Source organism: Sedimenticola selenatireducens (genome assembly GCF_963675335.2).
Taxonomy (GTDB): Bacteria; Pseudomonadota; Gammaproteobacteria; order Chromatiales; family Chromatiaceae; genus Sedimenticola; species Sedimenticola selenatireducens.
This window is the reverse complement of record NZ_CAXXYC010000002.1, coordinates 225,340-248,868: the sequence shown is the minus strand read 5'-3', so window position 1 is coordinate 248,868 and position 23,529 is coordinate 225,340. Positions and strand designations below refer to the sequence as shown.

At 56.2% G+C, this 23,529-nt stretch carries 23 protein-coding genes and 1 pseudogene; 14 read left to right on the top strand and 10 right to left on the bottom strand.

Features of this window, described 5'->3' with window-relative positions:
• The 3 genes and pseudogenes from ACHZBF_RS03635 to ACHZBF_RS03625 form a co-directional block, all read left to right on the top strand.
• Positions 1-377 (top strand): phosphate acyltransferase (locus tag ACHZBF_RS03635; RefSeq protein WP_321527707.1); only part of this gene is annotated, 377 nt, incomplete at its 5' end.
• A gap of 53 nt (positions 378-430) precedes the next feature.
• A pseudogene (locus ACHZBF_RS03630) lies at positions 431-1,126 on the top strand (acetate/propionate family kinase); the annotation flags it as partial.
• A 100-nt stretch (positions 1,127-1,226) separates the two neighbouring features.
• Positions 1,227-1,523 (top strand): hypothetical protein, encoded by a 297-nt coding sequence (locus ACHZBF_RS03625; protein ID WP_335342945.1) that lies wholly within the window; start codon positions 1,227-1,229, stop codon positions 1,521-1,523.
• A gap of 1,098 nt (positions 1,524-2,621) precedes the next feature.
• Here ACHZBF_RS03625 and ACHZBF_RS03620 read toward each other — a convergent pair.
• Positions 2,622-3,404: a YiiX/YebB-like N1pC/P60 family cysteine hydrolase gene (locus ACHZBF_RS03620; protein WP_321527706.1), complete on the bottom strand. Its 783-nt coding sequence runs from the start codon at positions 3,402-3,404 to the stop codon at positions 2,622-2,624.
• 477 nt (positions 3,405-3,881) lie between these two features.
• Here ACHZBF_RS03620 and ACHZBF_RS03615 point away from each other — a divergent pair, with 477 nt between their 5' ends.
• From ACHZBF_RS03615 to ACHZBF_RS03575, 9 genes are all read left to right on the top strand, one after another.
• Positions 3,882-5,645 (top strand): SulP family inorganic anion transporter, encoded by a 1,764-nt coding sequence (locus tag ACHZBF_RS03615; RefSeq protein ID WP_029132735.1) that lies wholly within the window; start codon positions 3,882-3,884, stop codon positions 5,643-5,645.
• 274 nt (positions 5,646-5,919) lie between these two features.
• Positions 5,920-7,356, top strand: a complete 1,437-nt coding sequence (locus tag ACHZBF_RS03610) for a DNA-3-methyladenine glycosylase 2 family protein (RefSeq protein ID WP_029132736.1) — start codon at positions 5,920-5,922, stop codon at positions 7,354-7,356.
• A gap of 6 nt (positions 7,357-7,362) precedes the next feature.
• Complete coding sequence (locus tag ACHZBF_RS03605; RefSeq protein WP_029132737.1) at positions 7,363-7,860, top strand: methylated-DNA--[protein]-cysteine S-methyltransferase; 498 nt, start codon at positions 7,363-7,365, stop codon at positions 7,858-7,860.
• 237 nt (positions 7,861-8,097) lie between these two features.
• Positions 8,098-8,688, top strand: a complete 591-nt coding sequence (locus ACHZBF_RS03600; protein WP_321527705.1) for a hypothetical protein — start codon at positions 8,098-8,100, stop codon at positions 8,686-8,688.
• A gap of 408 nt (positions 8,689-9,096) precedes the next feature.
• Positions 9,097-11,082: an SLC13 family permease gene (locus ACHZBF_RS03595; RefSeq protein ID WP_029132739.1), complete on the top strand. Its 1,986-nt coding sequence runs from the start codon at positions 9,097-9,099 to the stop codon at positions 11,080-11,082.
• A 369-nt stretch (positions 11,083-11,451) separates the two neighbouring features.
• On the top strand, positions 11,452-11,949 hold the full coding sequence (locus ACHZBF_RS03590) for a retropepsin-like aspartic protease family protein (protein ID WP_029132740.1): 498 nt from the start codon (positions 11,452-11,454) through the stop codon (positions 11,947-11,949).
• A 276-nt stretch (positions 11,950-12,225) separates the two neighbouring features.
• Positions 12,226-12,786 (top strand): PRC-barrel domain-containing protein, encoded by a 561-nt coding sequence (locus tag ACHZBF_RS03585; RefSeq protein ID WP_029132741.1) that lies wholly within the window; start codon positions 12,226-12,228, stop codon positions 12,784-12,786.
• 146 nt (positions 12,787-12,932) lie between these two features.
• Positions 12,933-13,109 carry a hypothetical protein gene (locus ACHZBF_RS03580; protein ID WP_157606744.1) on the top strand — a complete coding sequence of 59 codons (177 nt, stop codon included), beginning with the start codon at positions 12,933-12,935 and terminating at the stop codon, positions 13,107-13,109.
• Between the two features lie 267 nt (positions 13,110-13,376).
• Positions 13,377-13,649, top strand: coding sequence for an EH domain-containing protein (locus ACHZBF_RS03575; protein ID WP_029132742.1), 273 nt, complete (start codon positions 13,377-13,379; stop codon positions 13,647-13,649).
• Positions 13,650-13,853: 204 nt separating this feature from the next.
• Here the strand turns inward: ACHZBF_RS03575 and ACHZBF_RS03570 are convergent, their stop codons facing one another.
• The 3 genes from ACHZBF_RS03570 to ACHZBF_RS03560 form a co-directional block, all read right to left on the bottom strand.
• Entirely contained in the window at positions 13,854-14,120 is a 267-nt protein-coding gene (locus tag ACHZBF_RS03570; RefSeq protein ID WP_029132743.1) for an RNA recognition motif domain-containing protein, read from the bottom strand.
• Positions 14,121-14,228: 108 nt separating this feature from the next.
• Positions 14,229-14,429, bottom strand: coding sequence for a cold-shock protein (locus ACHZBF_RS03565; protein ID WP_029132744.1), 201 nt, complete (start codon positions 14,427-14,429; stop codon positions 14,229-14,231).
• A 278-nt stretch (positions 14,430-14,707) separates the two neighbouring features.
• Positions 14,708-15,340, bottom strand: coding sequence for a hypothetical protein (locus ACHZBF_RS03560; RefSeq protein ID WP_321527704.1), 633 nt, complete (start codon positions 15,338-15,340; stop codon positions 14,708-14,710).
• 245 nt (positions 15,341-15,585) lie between these two features.
• Here ACHZBF_RS03560 and ACHZBF_RS03555 point away from each other — a divergent pair, with 245 nt between their 5' ends.
• The gene (locus tag ACHZBF_RS03555) at positions 15,586-15,987 is read left to right on the top strand and encodes a phasin family protein (RefSeq protein ID WP_029132745.1); all 402 of its coding nucleotides are present in this window, start codon (positions 15,586-15,588) and stop codon (positions 15,985-15,987) included.
• Between the two features lie 286 nt (positions 15,988-16,273).
• Complete coding sequence (locus tag ACHZBF_RS03550) at positions 16,274-16,993, top strand: ZIP family metal transporter (RefSeq protein ID WP_273437198.1); 720 nt, start codon at positions 16,274-16,276, stop codon at positions 16,991-16,993.
• A 41-nt stretch (positions 16,994-17,034) separates the two neighbouring features.
• Here ACHZBF_RS03550 and ACHZBF_RS03545 read toward each other — a convergent pair whose 3' ends face one another.
• The 6 genes from ACHZBF_RS03545 to ACHZBF_RS03520 all read right to left on the bottom strand — a co-directional run bounded on the left by ACHZBF_RS03545 (position 17,035) and on the right by ACHZBF_RS03520 (position 23,371).
• The gene (locus tag ACHZBF_RS03545) at positions 17,035-17,616 is read right to left on the bottom strand and encodes a DUF3501 family protein (RefSeq protein WP_211245086.1); all 582 of its coding nucleotides are present in this window, start codon (positions 17,614-17,616) and stop codon (positions 17,035-17,037) included.
• Positions 17,617-17,681: 65 nt separating this feature from the next.
• Complete coding sequence (locus ACHZBF_RS03540; protein WP_029132748.1) at positions 17,682-17,969, bottom strand: encapsulin-associated ferritin-like protein; 288 nt, start codon at positions 17,967-17,969, stop codon at positions 17,682-17,684.
• A gap of 26 nt (positions 17,970-17,995) precedes the next feature.
• The gene (locus ACHZBF_RS03535; protein WP_029132749.1) at positions 17,996-19,327 is read right to left on the bottom strand and encodes a heterodisulfide reductase-related iron-sulfur binding cluster; all 1,332 of its coding nucleotides are present in this window, start codon (positions 19,325-19,327) and stop codon (positions 17,996-17,998) included.
• 81 nt (positions 19,328-19,408) lie between these two features.
• Positions 19,409-19,825: a rubrerythrin family protein gene (locus ACHZBF_RS03530; protein WP_029132750.1), complete on the bottom strand. Its 417-nt coding sequence runs from the start codon at positions 19,823-19,825 to the stop codon at positions 19,409-19,411.
• Positions 19,826-20,085: 260 nt separating this feature from the next.
• On the bottom strand, positions 20,086-20,625 hold the full coding sequence (locus tag ACHZBF_RS03525) for a DUF3750 domain-containing protein (RefSeq protein ID WP_029132751.1): 540 nt from the start codon (positions 20,623-20,625) through the stop codon (positions 20,086-20,088).
• Between the two features lie 178 nt (positions 20,626-20,803).
• A complete protein-coding gene (locus ACHZBF_RS03520) occupies positions 20,804-23,371 on the bottom strand; it encodes an acyl-CoA dehydrogenase (RefSeq protein WP_321527703.1) in 2,568 nt (855 codons plus the stop codon).
• Positions 23,372-23,529: the final 158 nt, after the last annotated feature.

The window sequence follows — 23,529 nt, the reverse complement described above, 5'->3', positions numbered from 1 at the left end:
CCGGCAAGGGGGATGATGTGGAGTCGGTACGGGATGCGGTAGCCATTGCGCGCCGCCTGCGGCCGGACCTGAAACTGGAGGGACCGATCCAGTACGATGCCGCCATCGATCCCGGCGTGGCCCGTTCCAAGATGCCGGAGAGCGAGGTGGCCGGCCAGGCCACGGTGTTCATCTTTCCCGATCTCAACACCGGCAACAACACCTACAAGGCGGTGCAGCGCTCCGCCAACGCGGTGGCCATCGGCCCGGTGATCCAGGGTCTGAACAGACCGGTCAACGATCTCAGCCGTGGCTGCACGGTGACCGATATCGTCAACACCGTCGCCATTACCGCCATCCAGGCACAGGAGAACGACCAGCGGGAGAATCCGGCGTGACCATTCTGGTGATCAACGCAGGCAGTTCATCCATCAAGTATCAGCTGTTCGATATGCAACGGCAGCTACCCCTGGCCACCGGGATGATCGACCGGATCGGCGAGCCGGCCGCTCCTGTGGCCAATCATCACCAGGCGCTGGAGCAGGTGGTGGCGCAGCTCAGCTCCAGCGGCGCACTGGCCTCGCTGGATCAATTGACCGCCATTGGGCATCGGGTGGTGCATGGCGGTGAGCGTTTCAGTCAACCGGTCCTGATTGATGATGAGGTGATCCAGGCCATCCGCGCCATGATCCCGCTGGCGCCGCTGCACAACCCAGCCAACCTGGAGGGGATCGAGGTGATGCAGGGTCTCTGTCCCGGGGTGCCCCAGGTGGCGGTGTTCGATACGGCGTTTCACCAGAGCATGCCGGATTACGCCTTTCGTTACGCCCTGCCGGAGCGGCTCTATCGGGACTACCAGGTACGGCGCTACGGCTTTCACGGCACCTCGCATCACTATGTGGCCAAGCAGGCGGCCGAATTTCTCTCCACCGAGCTTAATTCACTCAACCTGATCACCCTGCACTTGGGTAATGGCTGCAGCGCGGCTGCCATTGAAGCCGGCCACTGCATAGACACCAGCATGGGCATGACCCCGCTGGAGGGGCTGATGATGGGCACCCGCTGTGGCGATATCGACCCGGCGCTGCACTTCTATCTGCTGCGTGAAGGCGGCCTGTCCGCGGATCAGCTGGAAAAACTCCTGAACAAGGAGAGCGGTCTGAAAGGTGTGTGCGGCTCCAGCGACATGCGCGAGGTGAGGTCAACGGGCATCGCAGGGGGACGATGCCGCACAGCTGGCAAGAGCCATGTTCGCCTACCGGATAAAAAAGACCATCGGCAGTTACGCCGCCGCCCTGGGCCGGGTGGATGCGCTCATCTTTACCGGTGGTATCGGTGGAAACGATACGGAACTGCGCCAGCAAATCTGCACGGGACTGGAGGGACTGGGTATTGCTATCTCCTGTGAAGAGCCGACAGCATCCAACAACATACTGGCTTTGCACTCGGCCGATTCCCGGGTCCGGCTGTTGGTGATTCCCACCAATGAAGAGCTGGAGATCGCCCGCAGTGCCCAGAGCGTCGTCGGGTTTGTTGACTCCTGAAGCCGCGACAGGTACTAGAATCAGATCATGGATCCAAATACCGCTACCATCCTCGAAGCCATGGAGCAGGCCGCTATGTCGGGCCTGTGCCGGGACGGCCAGTTGGAGATCGGCATGCAGATCGCCCGCGGCCTCTACCCCGACATGAGTGAGGCGGGAACTGCTGGCGATTGCCGAGGCAGTCTACAAGCGCACGCTGACCAGCCAGTAGTACGATCCAAACCACCGCGTGAGTGTGAGCGGATTTGCTCAGGGAGGAGCTTATACCGCGAAGCACATGGATGTGCGTGAGCGGATTTGCCCAGGGAGGAGCGGCGCCCGCGCCGCGAATTCGGCCCGGGGCGGGCCTCCTACAAATCAAACCCACTCCGGCGACCAAGCGTAGCGGTAGGAGCGGCGCCCTCGCCGCGAATTCGGCCCGGGGCGGGCCTCCTACAGATCAAACCCACTCCGGCGACCAAGCGTAGCGGCAGGAGCGGCGCCCGCGCCGCGAAGTCTGCCCGGGACGGGCCTCCTACAGATCAAACCCACTCCGGCGCCCAAGCGTAGCGGTAGGAGCGGCGCCCTCGCCGCGAAGTCTGCCCGGGACGGGCCGCCTACAGATCAAACCCACTCCGGCGACCAAGCGTAGCGGTAGGAGCGGCGCCCGCGCCGCGAATTCGGCCCGGGGCGGGCCTCCTACAGATCAAACCCACTCCGGCGCCCAAGCGTAGCGGTAGGAGCGGCGCCCTCGCCGCGAAGTCTGCCCGGGACGGGCCGCCTACAGATCAAACCCACTCCGGCGACCAAGCGTAGCGGTAGGAGCGGCGCCCGCGCCGCGAATTCGGCCCGGGGCGGGCCTCCTACAGATCAAACCCACTCCGGCGACCAAGCGTAGCGGTAGGAGCGGCGCCCTCGCCGCGAATTCGGCCCGGGGCGGGCCTCCTACAGATCAAACCCACTCCGGCGACCAAGCGTAGCGGTAGGAGCGGCGCCCTCGCCGCGAATTCGGCCCGGGGCGGGCCTCCTACAGATCAAACCCACTCCGGCGACCAAGCGTAGCGGTAGGAGCGGCAGCAAACCCTGGCCGAGTTTGGCGGGTAATCCGGAAACGATATATCAGGGATCTCCATGCTCATTGTCCGCGGGATCACCCCAGGTCAGGGTATGGGGATCGAACTCGATCTGCAGCATCGGTTTGATGATCTGAAAATAGGGCGAGATATCAAAATCTCGCGGTGCGAACAGGCTATGGTGACGAATGTGCAGCATCTCCTGGTAACAGTCCTGACACGCCTGGTCCGGCGATTTCATGAGAACGCTATCGGGAAGAATCGGATACTGTACCGACTGATACGCCAGGGCGATGAGTGAAGAGCAGATAGCCCGGGTGGGATCACCACTGCCCAGCGCCAGCATACGGCGGCGCCAGCGGGAAGGCACGGGAGGTGTCTGGATCAGATAGCGCGCCAGGTCGAGAACATTCTTCAGATCGTACTGATGGCCGATTCTGGATACACCATACTCCACCACCGCATCGATCTCGGTCGGGGTAAGGCCGATCGGACGACAGATACGTGTGTGCAGATTCCAATAGTCACTCAGCGGGACCAGCCGCACGCCCTCGAGCACATCCGCTTCCACAAGCGTTCCGCCTTGTAGGGTTGCATCTGGCGAATCACCGTCCGCCGAGATATAGAGAGCGGCATGCGACCAGGTTGACTGGGTCAGGTATTTAACCGCCGTACTGAAACGGCTGGAGCCCTCAACCAGCAGGACATCACCCTTACGCAGGACGGTTGCCAACTGATCGGTTGTACAGGTGGCGGGGCGGGCACCGTGCCTGCTCGGTTGATGCAGATAATGGGCCAAAGCACGACCGATAAATTCCAATAGATGCACCTGACGCTCCAATTATGGTCCCGTGCCGGTCACACAATCATAACCATCAGGGTTAGAGTGCAACCCCGCGTCTTCGTTGCGATCATCGCTGTGAAGTGGCCGATGGCCTATCCGTCCACCTTAATCACTGCCCTACAAATCTGCGGCCGTCAGCTCCCCATCGTTCCTTTATTCGGACTGTTGTCAAACGGCAATGTATAAGCTGTGACTTACACTAACGGTAATATTAATAAATTAGAAAAACCTAATTGTTTATTGTATGGTAAAAGCCGAAACATCAGCACACGCAATAATCCGTTCTGGATGCTGAAGAATCAACAACTTGCAACACCTATCTGCTTGACAGACCGCCGGTCCGGACGCTGAACCCGGTTTCCTTCCGGAATGCGCTGGGATGGCCACAGTGCACACAGCGGATGTACCAGATCCCGGCAACTCCAGGTGCCGGCTTTGACACGAGGTAATCACAAAGAACAGATGCGTATTACGGCACTGCATCCCGGCTTGAGCTTTCTATTCCCGTTCACCCACTGGCTTCCAAACATCGACAAGCGCGATCTGCGTGCCGATCTGATTGCCGCTCTCACCGGCGCCATCGTCGTGCTGCCGCAAGGCGTGGCCTTTGCCACTATCGCCGGCATGCCACCGGAATACGGCCTCTATGCGGGCATGATCCCGGCGATCATCGCGGCCCTGTTCGGCTCATCCAAGCATCTGGTTTCAGGTCCGACCACCGCCGCCTCGGTGGTGCTGTTCTCCGCCCTCTCGGTCTACGCCACCCCGGGCACCGCCGATTACATCACTCTGGCCCTCACTCTCACTTTCATGGTCGGTGTGTTTGAGCTGGCGCTGGGTCTTGCGCGCATGGGTGCGCTGGTCAATTTCATCTCCCACTCGGTCATTATCGGATTCACCGCGGGTGCCGCCGTATTGATTGCAGCGAAACAGCTCAAGTACTTTTTCGGTATCGAAATGGACAGCGGCGGCCATCTGCATGAGATTGTTTTCAATTTCACGCAACATCTGCAGGAGATCAACCCCTGGGTTAGTGGTATTGCCTTGATCACCCTGCTCTCCGGTATCGCCTTCAAGCACTGGTTTCCGCGCATTCCCTACATGATCGCCGCCATGCTCACCGGCACACTGGTATCGCTACTGCTGGATTACACCTTTGGCCACGCCATCACTCATATTCCCACCGTCGGCGCCCTGCCGGCGGCGCTACCGCCGCTCTCGGCGCCGGACCTGTCGCTCCAGCATATCAAGGATCTGGCCCCCACCGCGCTGGCGGTCACCCTGTTTGCCTTGACCGAGGCCGTCTCCATCGGCCGCTCCATTGCGGCCCGTGGTGGTTATCGTATCAATGGCAATCAGGAGTTTATCGGCCAGGGTCTGTCCAACATCGCCGGTTCCTTCTTCTCCGGCTATGTAGCGACCGGCTCATTCAACCGCAGCGGACTCAATTATCAGTCTGGTGCCAAGACCCCGCTGGCTGCCGTGTTTGCCGCCCTGCTGTTGATGGTGATCGTGTTGCTGGTGGCGCCCTATGCCGCCTATCTGCCCAAGGCGGCTATGGCCGGTATCCTGTTCCTGGTGGCCTGGGGCCTGATCGATTTCAAGGCGATTGGACACGTCCTGAAATCCTCCAAACGGGAGAGCGCGGTGCTGCTGGTGACCCTGTTGAGCGCCATGTTCCTGGAACTGGAATTTGCCATCTTCGCCGGTGTCCTGCTCTCCCTGGTGCTCTATCTGGAGCGGGTTTCCAAACCCAATATCGTCACCCGGGTGCCGGATCCCCGTCTCTACAAGCACGCCTTTTCCAGCGACCCCGATCTGCCGGAGTGCAAACAGCTCAAGATTATCCGCATCGACGGTTCCCTGTTCTTTGGTTCGGTGAATCACCTGCAGGAGCAGTTCGATCGCATCCGCACCAACCATCCCGAAAAGAAGCACCTCGCCATCATTGCCAGCGGCATAAACTTTGTGGACCTGCAGGGCGGCCACGCCTTGGTTGAAGAGGCAAAACGACGCAAGGATGCAGGCGGCAGGCTCTACCTGATTGATGTCAAGGAGCGGTTGTGGGATGCCCTGGAGCGAAGTGGCGATCTCGAGGAGATCGGTGACCGTAATATCTTCCAATCGAAGAACGCGGCCATTCATGCCATCTACCACAAGCTGGACAAATCGGTATGCGCCGGCTGTCAGCAACGCATCTTCCAGGAGTGCGGCAGCAAGGCATAGCGCCCGGTAAGACCAGAGCCCCAGGATGAACCCGCTGTCTGGTAGGGTGGATAAGCCGGTAGGCGCATCCGCCAATGCCCGGTGGATGCACTGTCGCTTATCCACTCTACATTCACCTTCCTTTACGGACACTCTGTCGGGTGAGGAACATAGGGCTAGCGGGGCAGAACGATCTCCGACCATGCTGGAATAGAGGTCCGATTCCGGCTAGCACCGTGCCAGTCACTGCCCTAAGATAACCGAAACCGGTAATCCACAAAGGCAGACAGCGGCGATGGAGATCGACCTCACCACCTGTGAACAGGCCAGACAGACCCGGGACCCCCGCTTCGACGGGCGCTTCTTTGTCGGGGTAAAAACCACCGGTATTTTCTGCCGGCCGATCTGTCCTGTACGCCTGCCGAAAGCGGAAAACGTCATTTTCTTCAAGAGTGCAGCGGCAGCAATAGAAGACGGTTACCGTCCCTGCCTGCGCTGCCGTCCGGAATCAGCCCCCGGCACGCCGGCCTGGTGCGGCAGCTCGACCAGCGTCACCCGGGCGCTGCGGCTGATCCATGAAGGGGCACTCGACCAATCCTCGATCAGCACCCTCGCCGACAGGCTCGGCATAACCAGCCGGCATCTTAGCCGACTGTTTCAGCAGCATCTCGGCGCATCACCTATCGCTATTGCCCAGACCCGGCGACTGCAGTTCGCGAAAAAACTGATTAATGAGACCAGCCTCCCCATGACCGAGGTGGCGATGGCGGCGGGTTACGGCAGCATACGTCGTTTTAACGACCATTTCCGCAAGGTCTATGATCGACCACCCTCCGCACTGAGAGCCGGCACAAGGCAGGCTTCCGACGGCCTGCTCAGTATCCGCCTGCCCTACCGCGCCCCCTATTGCTGGGATTCAATCAGCGCCTTTCTGGCCAAACGGGCCGTACCCGGGGTCGAGTGGGTCAGTGATGGGCGCTGGCACCGACACGTCGAACTGGATGGTCAGGTCGGCCATATCGAGGTAAGCCACAGTGAATCCGAGCCCGCGCTGCAGTGCCGGCTCGATTTACCTTCTACGGCTCCCCTCTACACGCTGGTGGAGCGGATCAGGAATCTGTTTGATCTCAATGCCGACCCGCTGGAGATCAACGGCACCCTTTCACACGACAAGACATTGGACAAACTGCTGTCGGAGAATCCAGGCATCCGGGTACCCGGCAGCTGGGACAGTTTTGAACTGGCGGTGCGGGCGATCGTGGGACAGCAGATTTCAGTCAGCGGGGCCACCACGGTCATGGGCCGGATCGCAGAACGCTTCGGCACCACCGTGAACGGTGCCACCCTGTTCCCGTCACCAGAGCGGTTGATGCGGGCCGATCCGACGGACTTCCCCATGCCACAGGCGCGCGCGCGGGCCATTGTTGACCTGGCCCGCGCCGTTGCCGGGGGCGTGGTGAACCTGGACCGATGGGTCGAGCCGGACGCCTTGCGACAAGCCCTGGTTGCCATCAGGGGGATCGGTGAATGGACCGCCGGCTATATCGCCCTGCGCGTGCTCTCCGATCCGGACGCCTTTCTGCATTCCGATCTCGTTTTGCTTAAAGTAGCCAGGCAGCTGTACGGTGACCAGAGCGCGGCGGCACTGCTTGAACGATCCGCCAACTGGCGTCCCTGGCGCGCCTATGCAGGCATGTATCTGTGGCGCGCGGCGGCACAACTGAACGGATAACCTGACATGAAATACGACTACTACAACAGCCCTATTGGCTCACTGCTGTTGGCGGGCGATGACAGCGGCCTTCGATTCATCGGCTTTCCTGAAGGCAAGGGTCATCTCGAACCCGCAGCAGACTGGATACGGGATGGTCAGCCATTTGCCACGGTCAAGGCACAGCTTGCGGAGTATTTTTCCGGCGACCGGACTGAGTTTGATCTGCCGCTGCACCCGCATGGTACGGCATTCCAACTCCATGTACTGCAAGCCCTGCAGTCGATTCCTTATGGCGAAACCCGCAGTTACAGCGATATTGCGCAGCAAATCGGCAAACCAACCGCTGTCCGTGCCGTGGGGGCCGCCAACGGCCGCAACCCGCTGCCCATCGTCATCCCCTGCCATCGGGTAATCGGTGCCAATGGCAGTCTGACCGGATTTGGCGGCGGCATCCGCGCCAAGCGGTTTTTGCTGGCGCTGGAGCAGCAGTCGCACGACTGCAAGGGCTCTGTCGAATCGTAAAACGCATCTGCTGCCGATACCCCCGTGCCAGGCAGATCGGCGTCAAGACAGCACGGGGAAAACTGGATTGATATCCAACTGTTTATGATAATATTGTGCAAAGATACGATATAAGAGCAGCAGCCATTTACCTGTCGGATGGATGCTTATCCCAGCCGCGATCATAGCGTGTCAGCGCACCATTGTTGACCGCAATTAGTGCTGATCAAGATGAAGACTTGAAGTAAAGGACACCGTATGAAGTATTTGATTTTGTCCACAGGAGTGCTTACTGCCGCCGACCTGCCCACACTTGATCTATCCGATGTCCAGATAGCCGCCCTTGATTTTGAGGCGGAGTCGTCCCTTGATCTATTTTCACTACTGTTGGCCAACATAAAAATCATCGACGAGACCATGGAAGATGATCACTCCCATGCGACAGACGTGCAGCTCCCGTCCATCCCCCATACGGCGCTTGTTTTTCCCGATGAGGCCTCTCAGGTCCAGGGCAAACTGGCCATACAAGGACTCTGCACGACTGAATGGGCCGAGCAGACCCAACTTACCCATCACGTCAAAGTGGCCGTTCCGTTCACACAACAGCAAATGGATTTGGCGGCCTCCCTGGGTGAGAATTTCCAGCTCCTGGTCAAGGATGAAAACAAGCAAAAGCAAATACATGAAACACTGATTACCACCAAAACCGGTATCACGCCGACACACCAACAGGCTATCGCCGACAGCAGGCTCATCCTCAGTCAACTGGCTGAGGGGCGGATTAAACTCACCCGGGAGTTGATGGCCATCCAGCAACAGTTGGGGGTCTGCAATGTCTGCCGGTTTTAGCCTTAATAGTTAACTAACCTGATTACCCAGTTAGCTCAACGGGCAGGATGCAGCGGGCGATTTCGGTTAAGTCATAAGTAGCAGTTTGCGCTACCCGCAAATTAATAAATTAGAATGGCCTTATGATTTATAGTATCTTTTCCCCTCGGAACATCAGCTGCTGCTGATCACGCATTCCAGAAGCCCAATAATCAACAGCTCATAGCGTCAAGCTACCCGGCGGACTGTGTCACAGCGCTTGTCGGGCGCGGCTGCATGGAGAAGTTCGATCGGCCTTTGCCGCTTGGCGAGGGGTGACCGCATGCGCAGGCGTCGGAATATCAAATTTACTCAGTAGAGTGGCAGCACTATCCCGGGACAGGGAGTTTCACAAATCAAATATACAAGTTTTACTTCGGGAGCAGATACATGAACACACTGGCCGATGAGGAGCAGACAGTTCCCCAGACACGATTGCTGTCATTGAAACAGATCATCTCCGCCGGACTCTTCCTGCTCGGCGCGGTACTGTTGGCCATGAATGTCCCCTCTATCGAGATCGCCTGGGTCACCGCCCTGCTGCTGCTCACTATCTACCTGTTCGCCTTTGAGGTGGTAGGTGTGGATGTGGCGGCCATTATGATCATGGTCCTGCTTGGTCTCACATCACTGGCCGCCCCCCTGATGGGGTTGAGCGCCGGACTGGTGGATACCCAGCACCTGTTTGACGGGTTCAGTTCCAATGCGGTGATCTCCATCATCGCCGTAATGATCATCGGCGCCGGCTTGGACCGCACCGGTATCATGAGCCAGGTGGCCGCCTTCATTCTCAAGATCGGCGGCAAGACCGAGGGCCGCATCATTCCGATCATCTCCAGCACCGTCGCTATCATCTCTTCATTCATGCAGAACGTCGGCGCCGCCGCCCTGTTCCTGCCGGTGGTCTCCCGTATCTCCGCCCGGGCCGACCTGCCCATGTCGCGCCTGCTGATGCCGATGGGCTTCTGTGCCATTCTCGGCGGCACCGTCACTATGGTGGGATCGTCCCCGCTGATCCTGTTGAACGACCTGATCAAAACCTCCAATAGCGCCCTGCCCGAGGAAATGCAGATGGAGGCGTGGGGCCTGTTCTCCGTCACCCCGATTGGGCTACTGCTGGTGGCTACCGGGGTGATCTATTTCGTATTGGCGGGACGTTTCGTTCTACCCGCCACCAAGAGCGAAAGCAGCACCACTGCCGCCGGCGCCATGCAGTATTTCCGTGATCTCTATGGGGTCAGTTTCAGCCTGTTTGAACTGGTGGTTCCCGATGGCAGCGAGCTGGTCGGCAAAGAGCTGGATGATATCGAAACGCTGTATAAAGTGCGCGTCATCGCCAACAAGCGCCCGGGTGGTGAGAGCCAGGTAGGCCCAGGCACGCTGGCACGCGATACCGCCATTGAGAACGGCATGGTTTTGGGCGTCATCGCCGAGTCTCGCAACATCGATCATTTTGTCGACACCTTCGGCCTCAGGAAGCGCAATGAACTGCGCACCTTCACCGAATCCCTGGCCGCCACCAAAGCCGGCATTGCCGAGGTGCTGATCCCTCCCGGCTCCAAGCTGATAGGCAAGAGCGCACGTGATGTTTGGATGCGCAAAGTCTATGGCATTGCCATGATCGCGCTGCACAGAAACGGTGAAACCATGCGCGAAGGGGATGATATCCGCAGCATCCCGTTCGTCGCTGGTGACACCCTGGTGGTTCACACCACCTGGGAGGCCCTGGCCCGTCTGGAGAAGGATCGCAACTTCGTCGTAGTTACCACCGAGTATCCGCGAGAAGAATTGCGCCCGCACAAGGTGGGTTGGGCCGCCCTGTTCTTCAGCATTGCCCTCTTCATGGTGCTGTTTACCGATATCAGATTGTCGGTAGCCCTGCTTACCGGGGCCATGGGCATGATCCTCTCCGGGGTACTCTCCATTGAGGAGGCGTATGAGGCAGTCAGTTGGAAAACCGTGTTTCTGCTCGCATCGCTAATTCCACTCGGGCTGGCGGTAGAGAGTACCGGCACCGCCAAGTGGATTGCCGAGCAGACCCTCTCGGTGGTGGGCCAACAGCCGATCTGGGTCATCCAGTCGGCAGTCGCCATATTGGCCACCTTCTTTACCCTGGTGATGTCCAACGTGGGCGCCACGGTGCTGCTGGTGCCGCTGGCGGTCAACATCGCCATCGGCGCCGGCGCCGACCCGGCCATATTCGCACTCACCGTTGCCATCGCCACTTCCAACTCGTTCCTGATCCCGACCCACCAGGTAAACGCGTTGATCATGGGACCGGCCGGGTATCGGGTGCCCGACTTCATGCGCGCCGGCGGCATCATGACCGTACTGTTCCTGGTGGTGATGATGGTCGCCATGAATCTGTTTCTATAACACCCTGGCAAGCTGCGCCATACGACCCATGTTAAACCCGGAAACCACCGGCCCTGGCCGGTGGTTTCTACACCCCTGCACTCACCCTATCCTGTCGAAAAACAATACCCAATCGTTGGAATCAAAACCGATACTTAATGCTCCTGTCCAATCGCGCATCCAATAGGTAATAAACTCTCCTAAATATTTTCACGAATCTTCCGATAGTTAATCTGATGGAGTTATTTTGTTAGTTTGAGTAACCCAGGTTGTGGGAATCTATTTTCCCATGATCCTTTGCCGCATTATTTGATAACATCGGATCAAGTATGGGCCTGCCCGGGAAGGTGTGCTGTGCTTCATCTGCCACTGGACACGGGATATCAGACCATGAAAACAGTCATAACAACCTTCGCAGGATTCTGTGCCCTTCTTCTCGGCACCGCTGCCAGTGCCGGCGAATTCGGCACCAGCATCCCGATGCGCGCCGGCAATGCCACTACTTACTATGTAAAGGCAGTGGCCGGGGATCTGGAAGCGATGGATTTCATGGTGGATACCGGCTCCGGCTACACCACCATCAACGAGGAGACCCTGGGAGAGCTGCAACGCAACGAGCAGGCCGAATATCTGCGAGAGTTGCGCGGCATACTCGCCAACGGCACCGAGATGGTGGTCCCGGTCTATCGATTGTCAAATTTCAATATCGGTGGTGGATGCCAGCTGAGCAACGTCGAGGCGGCCGTGTTTCCCGGTAAGACGCGCCAAATTCTGGGCTTGAGTGCCCTCAAGCAGGCAGGCCCGTTTATTTTCTCCTTCGACCCACCCAACCTGATCCTCAGTAATTGCCCCAATAACGGAATGTTGGCCAGCGCCCCGGAAAAATAAGAGCCCACCGCTACGGCGATAATTCACCTTCCCCGCGCCTCCGGTTGGCACCTGTCGCCATCTGGCGACGGGATACATCCCCTGTATGGCGCCCTGATCATCCCTAGCGCCGATTTCCATTCGGCCTCCTCTGTCACCATCCAGACAAGACACTGAAGTAACAGCTTTTTTTATCTCCTGGCAAGAAAATTGCCCCGTTAATATCGAACCAATCACCACCCATCTGACTGATGCCGGTGGACTAACCCAAGCGCTGCCGAATGGCAGGAGGGATATATGAACAAGGAATATCGAAAATCATTGTTGGCGGGCACTATAGCCGCCCTGGTCACTCTGCCCGTTCTGAGTGCGCAGGATACCGCACAAACGCCCGGGACGACGGATGTCCCGGCCGGGCAATCCACCATGCAGGAATCACCGCAATACTCCACCAGTACCCCAAAGCCCATGGATGAACCGGTCAGGACCGAGGCCAAGCCAATGGCTGGGAACAATCCTATGCTCACACTGACACCCGACGACCTCCATAGAAAGGAAGTGGTCGGCAGCGACGGAGAGACCATCGGGAAAGTCAGTGATGTTGTGAGCGGCAAGGAGAATGGCGACGTCTACGCCGTGATCTCCACCGGTGGGTTCCTGGGCCTGATTGGTGGCTCAAAGCATGTGGTGCCACTGAATGAGCTGCGACTGGAACAGGATAAGTTGCATATAGGGGTCACCCAGGAGGAGCTGTCCGCCCGTGAGAAATATACGGAAGAGCATTATCTGGTTGTAAAACCGGATGACCGCCCCATTATTGAATTCTCTGCATTCGAGCAGAAGAAAGAGCAAGAGTAGCTGGGCCTGATACTCCGCCTCTCGCTGGCAACGGCGCAGAGGTGGAGTATCAAGTTCAACGCAGGGTGATTCACTACAGGCGGGGGCATGGTCTCCCGCCTGTTCAATACCCACGCCATCTGTCTGGAACAGAGCGGAGAATTACGATGAGAAAAAAGTCATTCTATCTGGCTATTGGCATCCTGGCATTCAGCACCCTTATCCAGGGCTGTGCATTCGTGGTGGGTGCGGCAGTTGGGGGTACCGCTGCCTATATGTTGAAAGAGAAAGGCTACGAAGTACAATCCCCGGTCAAACGCCCATCACCCCAGGCGCCTGAATAGCACCAATAAGCAGCGCCACCCGGTGTCGTTCCCTCAGATTCATGCCGCTGTCGTCGATTTGCAACAGATAAATATCCCGTTAATTCAGATAGTTGAATAACAGGCATAAAAAGCCGTTGCCAACCAGCGACAGATTCGAGTCGGCACGGGATAGCCGCTCCAGCGAATTCCACATAACACATTGATTTTATGCATATTTATGCGCCTGGCATGGATGCTGCTTTATTCAGCATGTGGATCTACCACAAAGACTAATTGGAGGAAAAAATGAAGACTTCAACCTTGGTAAAACTGCTTGGTTTCTCAGTTATCACCATGTTATCCGCAGCCACCTATGCCGCAGATATGAACACCGTTCAGTTTGAGTCCCTGGATCAAAACCAGGATGGACAGCTGACTGCCGAAGAGGCCGCTCGGGACGCCACTGTGAGTGAGAATTGGACAACCATCGATAAGGATGCCAACGGTGCCATTGACCAGGCAGAGTTCAGCGCCTTCGAATCCATGATGGATAAGGGCGACAAACCAGCCTCTGAATAATAGGCTTGGGGACTTGTTTGGGCCGTCCGCGAAAGGATGCGCGGATGGCCTTCTGCTGTACTGCCGAATAATGGATAGGTATCCGGTGGTCCGGGCTTGGTACTGGTTTTCCGGCATAAATACCTGACTGAATGTCAGGTGCAATTGATGGCCGGAATGAAACAGCGGGGGCGCTACTGATACTTGGTATTTACCACCTTCCGGCTAGCGGCGTCGACGACCACCACCCGGTTTGGGGCTTTCAAAGTTAACCTTCAACGACTTGCCGTTGAAATCCCTGCCATTCAGTCCGGCAATAGCGGCACGCGCCTCATGGCCTTCCATTTCAATAAAACCGAAGCCTTTGCATTGGCCGGAAAAGACATCCATCACCAGCTTGGATGAACGGACAGTGCCGAACTCGGAAAATAGTGTCTGAATATCTTCTTCATTGGTGTCGGATGGCAGATTTCCGATAAATATCTTTTTCAATGCGGTTCCCTCTTTAACAATATTGAAGCTGTTACTGCGGTATTTCCAGCAATAAAGAACCCCGCCGAAGCGGGGTTCCTCATATCGGTTTAGCCGACGAAACGCTACTTAAGCGCTAACCTTGCTCGCCTGCAGGCCCTTGGGACCCTTCTCGACCTCAAAGGTGACCGGTTGACCTTCGGCCAGGGTTTTGAAACCCGAACCCTGGATCGCATTGAAATGTACGAATACATCGGGGCCGCCATCATCCTGGGAAATAAACCCAAAACCTTTGGACTCGTTAAACCACTTTACAGTACCTGTAGCCATAATCTTTTACCTGATAATAAATTGAACAATGTGCTTGTTGCTGACAGGTAATGAAACGAGGAATTGAGGGGGTAACAAGAATGGAACGACCAAAACTGCCGATAACAAAATCTGTAGCTGCGGACACTATAGGCCATGTCTTCTCAATTAGCCAGAAAATTTTTTATTTTTCAGTCAGATAATCCAGAACAATCCGTTAGCCCAATGAATTCTTGTGAAAAGCAGTGTCCGCCACCCCTCCAAATAACCAGCCACCGATTCAGCCCCACGCCGAGAAACTAACCTTTATCCTTTTTATCACGCTTCTTTTCCTTCTTTTTCTTTTTGTCGGATGAGTTATCTTTTTTATCCAACTTCTTTTTCTGGTCCGCTTTCTTCCCCTCTTTATCTTTCTTAGCGCCCTTTTTCTCCTTTTTCTCCTTTTTCTCCTTTTTCTCCTTCTTCTCCTTCTTATCCTGCTCACTCAATTTATCTTTCTTTTTCCGTTTTTTCTTCTCATCACTCTTTGACTTCTTCTCCACAGATTCTTTTCCATCGAGAGTGGCGACGGGCGACTTGTTCTTTTTGCCTTTTTTGGTCTTTTTTGTTTCCCGTGCCTCATCCGGACGGGAGACCTGATCATCGACAACCGGGCGGCTCTCAACGACATCCGGGCCGGAATCAACCTGATATCCGGTTTGCGTTTTGTTAGTGGGAGCAGCAACCCCACCCGCCCGTTTGAGCAGTCTACGCGCTCCCTTTACAAAGGCTTCTCCCTTTTTCTCCAGTGATGGACAATTCAGTTTGAACTCTGCTATGGACATTCCGGCGAGCTGGTTGGCCGTGAGGATGCCATATTGCTTCATCCGTAACGCCGCGCTGGGTCCGATACCTCTGACATCCGTGAGGGGGAGGTGCTGATTGCTGGACATGAATACTCCTGAATTATTTGCTTGCCGAACAAGATATTAGAGATTTCCCGCATCCGCAATGGGCAGAACGGGCTGTAGCCTTTCAGAAAAGTTCCTTAGAGATGTAGATAATCTCTTATATTTCAAATATATATCACAGTTAACAAAAATTTAACCAGATTGTTATTGCAGTGCAGCATTGCCAGTGCTATGCTGCACTGCATCATCAACGTAACCCCCCCCCTCATCTAAGGAAGGCCATTGTCATGACTAACGAAATCTTTGAGAAATTCACCGCCCAGGTACAGACTGTTTTTGCACCTGTCCAGGAGCTTAACAAGCTCTATGTCTACAACATCGAAAAGCTGTTCGAAATCCAGTTGAACAGCGCCCGCGATTATACCGAAATCTGTCTTGAGCAGATGCGTTCCGCCAGCGAGATCACCGATCAGAAAGCACTGGAATCTTTCCTGAGCAAACAGGGTGAGACTTTCAAGACCATCGGTGAGAAAGTGATTGCTGATTCCCAGGCTGTTGCCAACATCGGCAGCCAGTTCTCAGCCGAAGCGCAGAAGATCGCGGAAAAGAGCGTTGAGTCTGCAACCACTGCAGTCAACAACCTCGCACCTGTTGCCAAGAAGGCTCCAGCCGCCAAGAAAGCCGCTTAATCACTGCTTTCTGATTGACCTGAACCGCTACCCGAAACTTCGGGTAGCGGTTTTTTTATGGTTGTGATCCAGGACGCTTGATGGGCACGCTGCGCTTCAGCGCGAAACTTGCCGATCTATCGGCCCCGCAAAACACCCTTCCTGCCGCAACGGCCAACTCCTGCTTGGCCTTTTTCATGTACGCATTACAAACCCAATCCGAACCAATATAATAACAACCGCTTCACACCGGTAAAGCAAACACCCTGACATTACCATCATCCTGTATCTACAGCAGCCATAAGAGATGTCAGAAATAATTACTATTCTGGCGCTGACCATCGCTTCGGGAAGCTGTATTTTCCTTGGCGGTCTGCTCGCCAGCTTTGAACACATCCGACCAAACTGGTTGGAGCGGGAGTTCCGTCATTTCCTGATCGCCTTGGGCGGTGGTATCTTGCTGGGCGCTGTAGCCGTGGTGCTGGTTCCCGAAGGCATTGCACGCATGCAGGATTCCCTGTTCGCAATTCCGCTGTTCTTATCTGGCGGCTGCACCTTCTTTCTGATTGAACGGGCCCTGGGGCTAAAACGCAGGGAGTCACCCCAGTTCATAGGCATGATTCTGGACTACCTGCCCGAAGCGATCGCTCTGGGCGGTATGGTTGCGGTTAATTCTCCGATTGCCCCCCTGTTGGCGCTGCTGATCGGCCTGCAGAATCTTCCCGAGGGCTTCAATAGCTACCGGGAACTGATCAAGCATGACCGCGGCAACCGACGAAAGATCCTACGGGTCATGGCTGCACTAGTGATTATCGGTCCGGTTGCAGGCCTCACCGGCTTTTTCTTTTTATCGGACCTTCCGACCATTCTGGGGGCGATTATGCTTTTTGCATCCGGGGGCATTGTCTATCTGATTTTCCAGGATGTGGCGCCCCAGGCGCGCCTACGGCGGCATTGGGCGCCTCCCCTGGGGGCAGTAGTGGGTTTTTCCGTGGCGCTGTTCAGTGAAATGCTGGTCACTGCCTGACAGTTGATCCGATGTCGGCACCGGCTGCCAGAAAATCTTGGCTAGTGCAGATCACCCGCCAGAGAGTTGCGTACATTCTCGCTCACTACCGTCTCTTCAGTGTACGCCGGGTGTGATATACCGGCCCGGATGGTCGCTCCCTGCTTGGCTGCCACCGCCATCTCCGGCGTGAGCTCGAAGCGGACAAAATGCACCGCCGAGGTCTTATCCTCGGTGGTGCGATCCAGGTCTTCATTGGCCACCGGATGCACCTTGTCAAAACCTTCCACCTGAACCCAGAGCGCTTTCTCAACGCCAATCAGGCGAGCCAGCGCATGTCGCCGCTCTTCCACGTCGGCATACTCCATCATGAAAGTGGCTTTCCAGTTCTGTCCATCCGGTATCAGCGGATTATAGACATCCAGTTCATCCTGAATCCCTTCCGCTTCAAAGATGCGTTCGATCCTGAGCATCTCCTGCACCTGGTATTGCATGGTGAGGGTGTCTTCAAAATAGAGTGCGGCATGCTCACCGATGGCTACCCGCCGATCCTTTTTATGTTCCATCACCTTGGCTCGAAACTCGGGTCGGATACGGGAATACTCCTCCAGACTGTAGAGATCCTGGTGTGACAATTTACTCATGATCGAAAACTCCTTGATAACGCTTATTCCATCCTCAGGTCCGTAAACGGTACATCCCTGTACCACTACTCGTGTGCAATCGGTTTTTCAGTGAACAGGTAATCCTTCAGTTCATGATCAAAGCGTGGATCATTCCGGCGTATCCACTCCAGCACCATAGAGGCGTGCTCTTTCTCCTCGTCCCGGTTATGGGCCAGAATCGCCTTCAGTTCCGGATCGTTGCAGGCATCCACCCGCTGGTTGTACCAGTCTACCGCCTCCAACTCTTCCATCAGTGACACGATGGCGCGATGCATATCCCGAGTCTCTGTCGAGAGCTCCTCGATCGGTTCGTGATAACCTTCACTTGCCATTGTTTCTCTCCTTTTTTTCAAACTATTTATATACCGTAAGCTTTTCTGAGCAGACTCATAGGGTGCTCAGTCTGGCTACCGTCACCCATGCCGTGTTCGATGTGGTGACCCGCCATTGGGCAGTCGCTGCCATAGTGATCCGCGGCCGCCTGTTTTACCCGATTGACCACCGGGCGTACGATCTTCATCGAGGTCTCATGGAACTCTTTCTTTACCGCGTAGGTACCGTCATGGCCGGAGCAGCGTTCGATCACGTCCACCGTGGTATCAGGAACAAGCGATAGTACATCGCGGGTTTTGGAGCCGATATTCTGCACCCGCTGGTGACAGGCGGCATGGTATGCCACCTTGCCCAGGGACTGTTTAAAATCGGCTTTCAGTTTCCCGTGTTTATTGCGCAGAAACAGATATTCAAACGGGTCATAGATTGCCTTGCCCACCTTCGCTACTTCGGCGTTATCCGGGAACAGTAGCGGCAACTCCTGTTTGAACATCAGGGCACAGGAAGGTACCGGGGCAACAATATCCCATCCCTCATCAACCAGCTTTGCAAGCTCCGGAATATTGGCCTGCATTGCCTGTTCCACGGCATCCAGGTTACCCAGTTCCAGCTTTGGCATGCCACAACACTGCTCCTTTTGCGCCATCGTTACCGGAATACCGTTGTGCTCAAACACCGCCACCAGATCTTCGCCAATAATGGGTTCGTTACGATTGCCATAGCAGGTAGCAAACAGCGCCACCTTGCCCTGGGTCGGCCCGGCCGGGACACCTTCACCGGAAGCGCCCACATTCTGACGCAGGCGTTTCCGTAATGTATTGGAGTGATACTCCGGCAGTCTGGCGTCCGCGTGCACACCCAGGACTGACTCAAGCAGCTTGCGGGTCGGCTTCGCCTTGTTGGCCGCATTAACAATTCCCGCCACCACTGGAATGCCTGCCAGAGAGCCGACTCTGTCGGTACTGGTCAGTATCTTGTCACGAACAGGCATATCACCTTTTTTATATTTCACCGCCTTGGCGCGCAGCATCAGGTGCGGGAAGTCCACGTTCCATTCATGGGGCGGCGTATAGGGACACTTGGTCATGTAGCAGAGATCGCACAGATAGCAGTGATCCACTACCTTCCAGAAATCATCTTTATTTACCCCGTCGATTTCATAGGTCGGGGATTCATCTATCAGGTCGAATAAGGTCGGAAAGGCATTGCAAAGACTGACACAACGCCGGCAACCGTGGCAGATTTCATAAACCCGCTCCAACTCATCCATAAGCGAGGTTTCATTATAAAAATCGGGATTTTTCCAATCGATAGGATGCCTTGTCGGTGCCTCCAGATTGCCCTCTTTCACTGCCATGTCAGCTGTCTCCTGTAACCATTCTTTCCTGTGTGAGTGGACCGGGATTGGACCAATCCCGGTCCTGTTCCGTATGAGAGATCAGTCCATCTCGTCCAGTGCACGCTGGTAACGGTTGGCATGCGAGCGCTCGGCCTTGGCCAGGGTCTCAAACCAGTCGGCCACTTCATCAAAGCCTTCATCACGCGCGGTTTTAGCCATCCCGGGGTACATATCCGTGTACTCGTGGGTTTCACCCGCGACCGCACTTTTCAGATTGTCCGCAGTGCCTCCAATCGGCATACCGGTTGCAGGATCACCACAGCTCTCCAGGTATTCCAGATGGCCATGGGCGTGTCCGGTTTCACCTTCAGCAGTAGAGCGGAACAGTGCGGAGATATCGTTGTATCCTTCGACATCCGCCTTGGAGGCGAAGTAGAGGTAGCGACGATTGGCTTGTGACTCACCAGCAAATGCATCCTTCAGATTCTGTTCGGTCTTACTACCTTTCAGTTCCATATCTTTCTCCTCATCATAGTTCTGGTACTCGCGCACTTATCTCAGTGCGTGTAGAAAGGATAGATGATGAAAAATAGTTTATCTAATTGATTTTTTATTATTTAATAATCGTTTTTTTAGATTATTAATCTGGACAGTACGACCATCTCAGGGAAGAAAATCAACCCATGAATCGTTCCAGCAGGCAATGAACGACACTAATGATTAACTGATTATTTAGATCCACTGGTTTTCCCACATTCAACGCGACCCGACTTTGCCTACTCCACGTAACTTTTACCGATGGCAGACAAGGGTAGATTCAGCTCAAGTTCCGGCACCCGTTTGGCGATCCAGGCGGTAAAGGTATTGCTGTTGGGACCGGGAAACACGGTGTACTGGTTTTTCCATGGATACTCCCGGGCAGCCTGCTCCACCGCATCAATCAGCCGATCGACACCCGCTCCCCGGTATTCCTTTATAATCCGGGGTTTTTCCCCGTACCAATAGCGGTCTGGGGCATCCTGGGTAATCCGCATCACCGGCTGGCCGTTTCGACCCCGCCAACCGATCACGTCGAATACTGTGTAGGCATCATCGCCGGTTCGTTTGGCGGCGATCCAGGTGTGAATGGCAAACCAGCCACGCCAGCCCCAGGCGTCGGCACCATAGACCTGCAAAACGGCTTCATTGGTAGCTGAAGGATCGGGGGCGATTCCCGCCGATTCCCGACTGGCGGTACGCCAGTCCTTGCTCGAAGAGCAACCGGACAGTACCAGTCCAAGCAAAACAAATATCGATAATCGTTTCAAGACAGTCATCGGTCCCCACTTCCCTTTTTTATAAAGACAATAACAGTGGGACGACATGAACCCTGGTTGGTTCAGTGTACAGTTGAATCTCGAATGCCCCTAGCGCATGAAAAAGGGCAGCGCCGTCAACTGGCGATTCCAACCCAAATCCACGATCTTGCGACATTCTTGCTACATGACGGGTAAATCAATCGCCCTGCTTATCTTCGCGATCAATAACGGCCTTTTTAGGGACGGCTTTTTTCGCCACCTTTTTCTTACTCACTCGCTTCTTCGCCACCCGCTTTTTCGCAGGAGCCTTGGGCCTTGCTGCAGACGCCGATGCTTTACTTACCGCCAGTTCTTCAGAGGAAAAGTCATCCACTGCAATCAACGCCATTACCTTGGCATCGAAACTTCTCAACTGCTCGGCTTCGTCAGCAGTCAGGATACCCTTCTGTTCCGCCTCATTGATTTGTGACGGGGTGTCTTCCGAGACAAACTGGCCTTGCCGACGTGCATTGAACACCTTGCGCTCCAGGGGCTTGACCGACTCGGTCAGTTCCAGCGCCTCCTGCAGCAGCCCGAGCGGATTGTTGGGCTCGACAGCGGCATAAATCCCCTGGCAGAGCCGCTCACGGCTGCCGGTTGGCTTCATGATCAGTTCAACAATCTGCTGACCCAGTTCGTCCGACGGTGCCGAGTAGGTACGGCCCCGTGGAAACACGAACAGCCGCAGCAGCGCACTCACCCAGCGGTTAGGCAGATTACGCAACAGCCCGTGCAACTGCTCCTGGGCGTCGTAGAGCAGAGAACGGCAGGCCCACTCGACAATCGGCAGGTCCTCCTCCGGGCTGCCCTGATTGACGTGGTGCTTCAACACCATCGAGGCTAGGTAGATGGCGCTCAGCACATCACCCAGCCGGGCCGAAAGCAGCTCCTTGCGCTTGAGTGCCCCGCCAAGCGTCAACATGGCCACATCCGCCGCCAGGGCAAACGACGCGCTGTAGCGGGAGATATGCTGATAATAACGGCGTGTATCATCCCGTGTCGGGGCCGTCACGTAGCGCGCCTGGGTCAGTGCCATCACCAGCGAGCGGGCGGCATTACCGATGGCATAACCGATATGACGGAACAGCGCCCGGTCAAACGCCTGTAAACCCGCCTCTCCCTCGGTGCCGGCTGCTTCCATCTCTTTCAGCACGTAGGGGTGGCAGCGGATCGCGCCCTGTCCGAAGATGATCAGGCCCCGGGTGAGGATATTGGCCCCCTCCACCGTGATGGCGATGGGAATCCCCTGGTAGTTGCGCCCCAGATAGTTTTTCGGCCCCAGCATGATCCCCTTGCCACCCTGTACATCCATGGCATCGTTGGCGATAGCACGGCCCATCTCGGTATTGTGGTACTTGAGGATGGCGGCAGGAACAGCGGGCTTCTCCCCCGCATCAATGGCGCCAATGGTCACATCGGCAGCGGCGGTCATGATATAGGTACGACCAGCCATCCTTGCCAGCACCTCGCCGACCCCGTGAAACTTGCCCACCGGCAGACCAAACTGGCGGCGAATCCTGGCATAGGCTCCGGAGGCGTAGACCGCCGCCTTGCCGGTACCGATGGCGTTGGAAGGCAAGGTGATACCACGCCCGACCGAGAGCTGTTCCACCAGCATCTTCCACCCCTCCCCGGCCCGCGCCGGCCCACCGATAATGGCATCCAGCGGCACGAACACATCCTCACCCTGGGTCGGACCGTTCTGGAACGGGATATTGAGTGGAAAGTGGCGACGCCCAACTTTTACGCCGGGCAGTCGGGTCGGCACCAGCGCGGCCGTGATGCCGTATTCATCCTGCTCGCCCATCAGGTGGTCCGGATCGTAAAGCTTGAAGGCAAGCCCCAGCACGGTGGCGATCGGCGCCAGGGTAATATAGCGCTTGTCCCAGTTGAGCCGGATTCCAATGATCTCCTGCCCCTCGTATTCTCCCCGGCAGACCACACCGGTATCGGTAATGGCCGTGGCATCAGAACCGACCCGGGGTGAGGTGAGGGCAAAACAGGGAATCTCATCGCCGGCCGCCAGGCGTGGCAGATAATAATCTTTCTGCGCCTCGGTGCCGTAATGCAGCAGCAGTTCACCCGGCCCCAGGGAGTTGGGTACACCCACCGTGGAGGCGGCAACCAGACTGCGGCTGGCCAGCTTGCTCAGTACCCGGGACTGAGCCAGTGCGGAGAACTCCAGGCCGCCATACCGTTTGGGTATGATCATGGCAAAGAACTTCTCCTGGCGGATATAGGCCCACGCTTCCGGTGGCATGTCCGCCAGTTCGTGGGTAATCTGCCAGTCATCCAGCATGCGGCAGAGTGTCTCGGTGGGACCATCGAGAAACGCCTGCTCTTCACGGGTCAATCGGGGTGCCGGCACTTGATGCAGTTTTTCCCAGTCCGGTGAGCCGGAGAACAGGTCACCCTCCCACCAGACCGTACCCGCTTCCAGCGCCTCCCGCTCCGTTTTAGACATGGAGGGCAGCATCTGCCGATAGATGGCGAGGAGCCTTCGGGAGACTGTGTCGCGTCTGAAGTCGTCGAAATTGAGCAGCAGCATGCCCAGAAAAATCAGCCAAAGCAGCAGCAACCAGAGCGCCCATCCACTCCCGAACAGGGTGTAGGCGAGCAACAGACCACCCATGATCAACGTGGAGCGTTTGAGGCTCTCGCGCCGATAAGCCAGGGTTATCGCCGCCCCCGTAAACAGCAGAAACCAGAAAAGAGTTGTAAGCATCCCCATATCCCCTAAACATCAGAATCGAGTTATATCCATGACCTACCCGTTATGGGTTCTATTGAACCTAGAGTAGGCCAGAACAGTTGGGAGGTAAATGCATATCGAATCCCGGTTTTACCGGCATTTCATCTACGGGAGGTCAGATAGTCAAAGCA

Coding starts and splice junctions, on each gene's coding strand:
- ACHZBF_RS03535 (WP_029132749.1), bottom strand. CDS start 19,327: ATGGCAGTGAAAGAGGGCAATCTGGAGGCACCGACAAGGCATCCTATC.
- ACHZBF_RS03580 (WP_157606744.1), top strand. CDS start 12,933: ATGAGAAAAAAGTCATTCTATCTGGCTATTGGCATCCTGGCATTCAGC.
- ACHZBF_RS03600 (WP_321527705.1), top strand. CDS start 8,098: ATGAAGTATTTGATTTTGTCCACAGGAGTGCTTACTGCCGCCGACCTG.
- ACHZBF_RS03555 (WP_029132745.1), top strand. CDS start 15,586: ATGACTAACGAAATCTTTGAGAAATTCACCGCCCAGGTACAGACTGTT.
- ACHZBF_RS03605 (WP_029132737.1), top strand. CDS start 7,363: ATGAAATACGACTACTACAACAGCCCTATTGGCTCACTGCTGTTGGCG.
- ACHZBF_RS03615 (WP_029132735.1), top strand. CDS start 3,882: ATGCGTATTACGGCACTGCATCCCGGCTTGAGCTTTCTATTCCCGTTC.
- ACHZBF_RS03560 (WP_321527704.1), bottom strand. CDS start 15,340: ATGTCCAGCAATCAGCACCTCCCCCTCACGGATGTCAGAGGTATCGGA.
- ACHZBF_RS03540 (WP_029132748.1), bottom strand. CDS start 17,969: ATGGCAAGTGAAGGTTATCACGAACCGATCGAGGAGCTCTCGACAGAG.
- ACHZBF_RS03550 (WP_273437198.1), top strand. CDS start 16,274: ATGTCAGAAATAATTACTATTCTGGCGCTGACCATCGCTTCGGGAAGC.
- ACHZBF_RS03595 (WP_029132739.1), top strand. CDS start 9,097: ATGAACACACTGGCCGATGAGGAGCAGACAGTTCCCCAGACACGATTG.
- ACHZBF_RS03625 (WP_335342945.1), top strand. CDS start 1,227: ATGTTCGCCTACCGGATAAAAAAGACCATCGGCAGTTACGCCGCCGCC.
- ACHZBF_RS03545 (WP_211245086.1), bottom strand. CDS start 17,616: ATGAGTAAATTGTCACACCAGGATCTCTACAGTCTGGAGGAGTATTCC.
- ACHZBF_RS03575 (WP_029132742.1), top strand. CDS start 13,377: ATGAAGACTTCAACCTTGGTAAAACTGCTTGGTTTCTCAGTTATCACC.
- ACHZBF_RS03585 (WP_029132741.1), top strand. CDS start 12,226: ATGAACAAGGAATATCGAAAATCATTGTTGGCGGGCACTATAGCCGCC.
- ACHZBF_RS03520 (WP_321527703.1), bottom strand. CDS start 23,371: ATGCTTACAACTCTTTTCTGGTTTCTGCTGTTTACGGGGGCGGCGATA.
- ACHZBF_RS03565 (WP_029132744.1), bottom strand. CDS start 14,429: ATGGCTACAGGTACTGTAAAGTGGTTTAACGAGTCCAAAGGTTTTGGG.
- ACHZBF_RS03525 (WP_029132751.1), bottom strand. CDS start 20,625: ATGACTGTCTTGAAACGATTATCGATATTTGTTTTGCTTGGACTGGTA.
- ACHZBF_RS03610 (WP_029132736.1), top strand. CDS start 5,920: ATGGAGATCGACCTCACCACCTGTGAACAGGCCAGACAGACCCGGGAC.
- ACHZBF_RS03590 (WP_029132740.1), top strand. CDS start 11,452: ATGAAAACAGTCATAACAACCTTCGCAGGATTCTGTGCCCTTCTTCTC.
- ACHZBF_RS03530 (WP_029132750.1), bottom strand. CDS start 19,825: ATGGAACTGAAAGGTAGTAAGACCGAACAGAATCTGAAGGATGCATTT.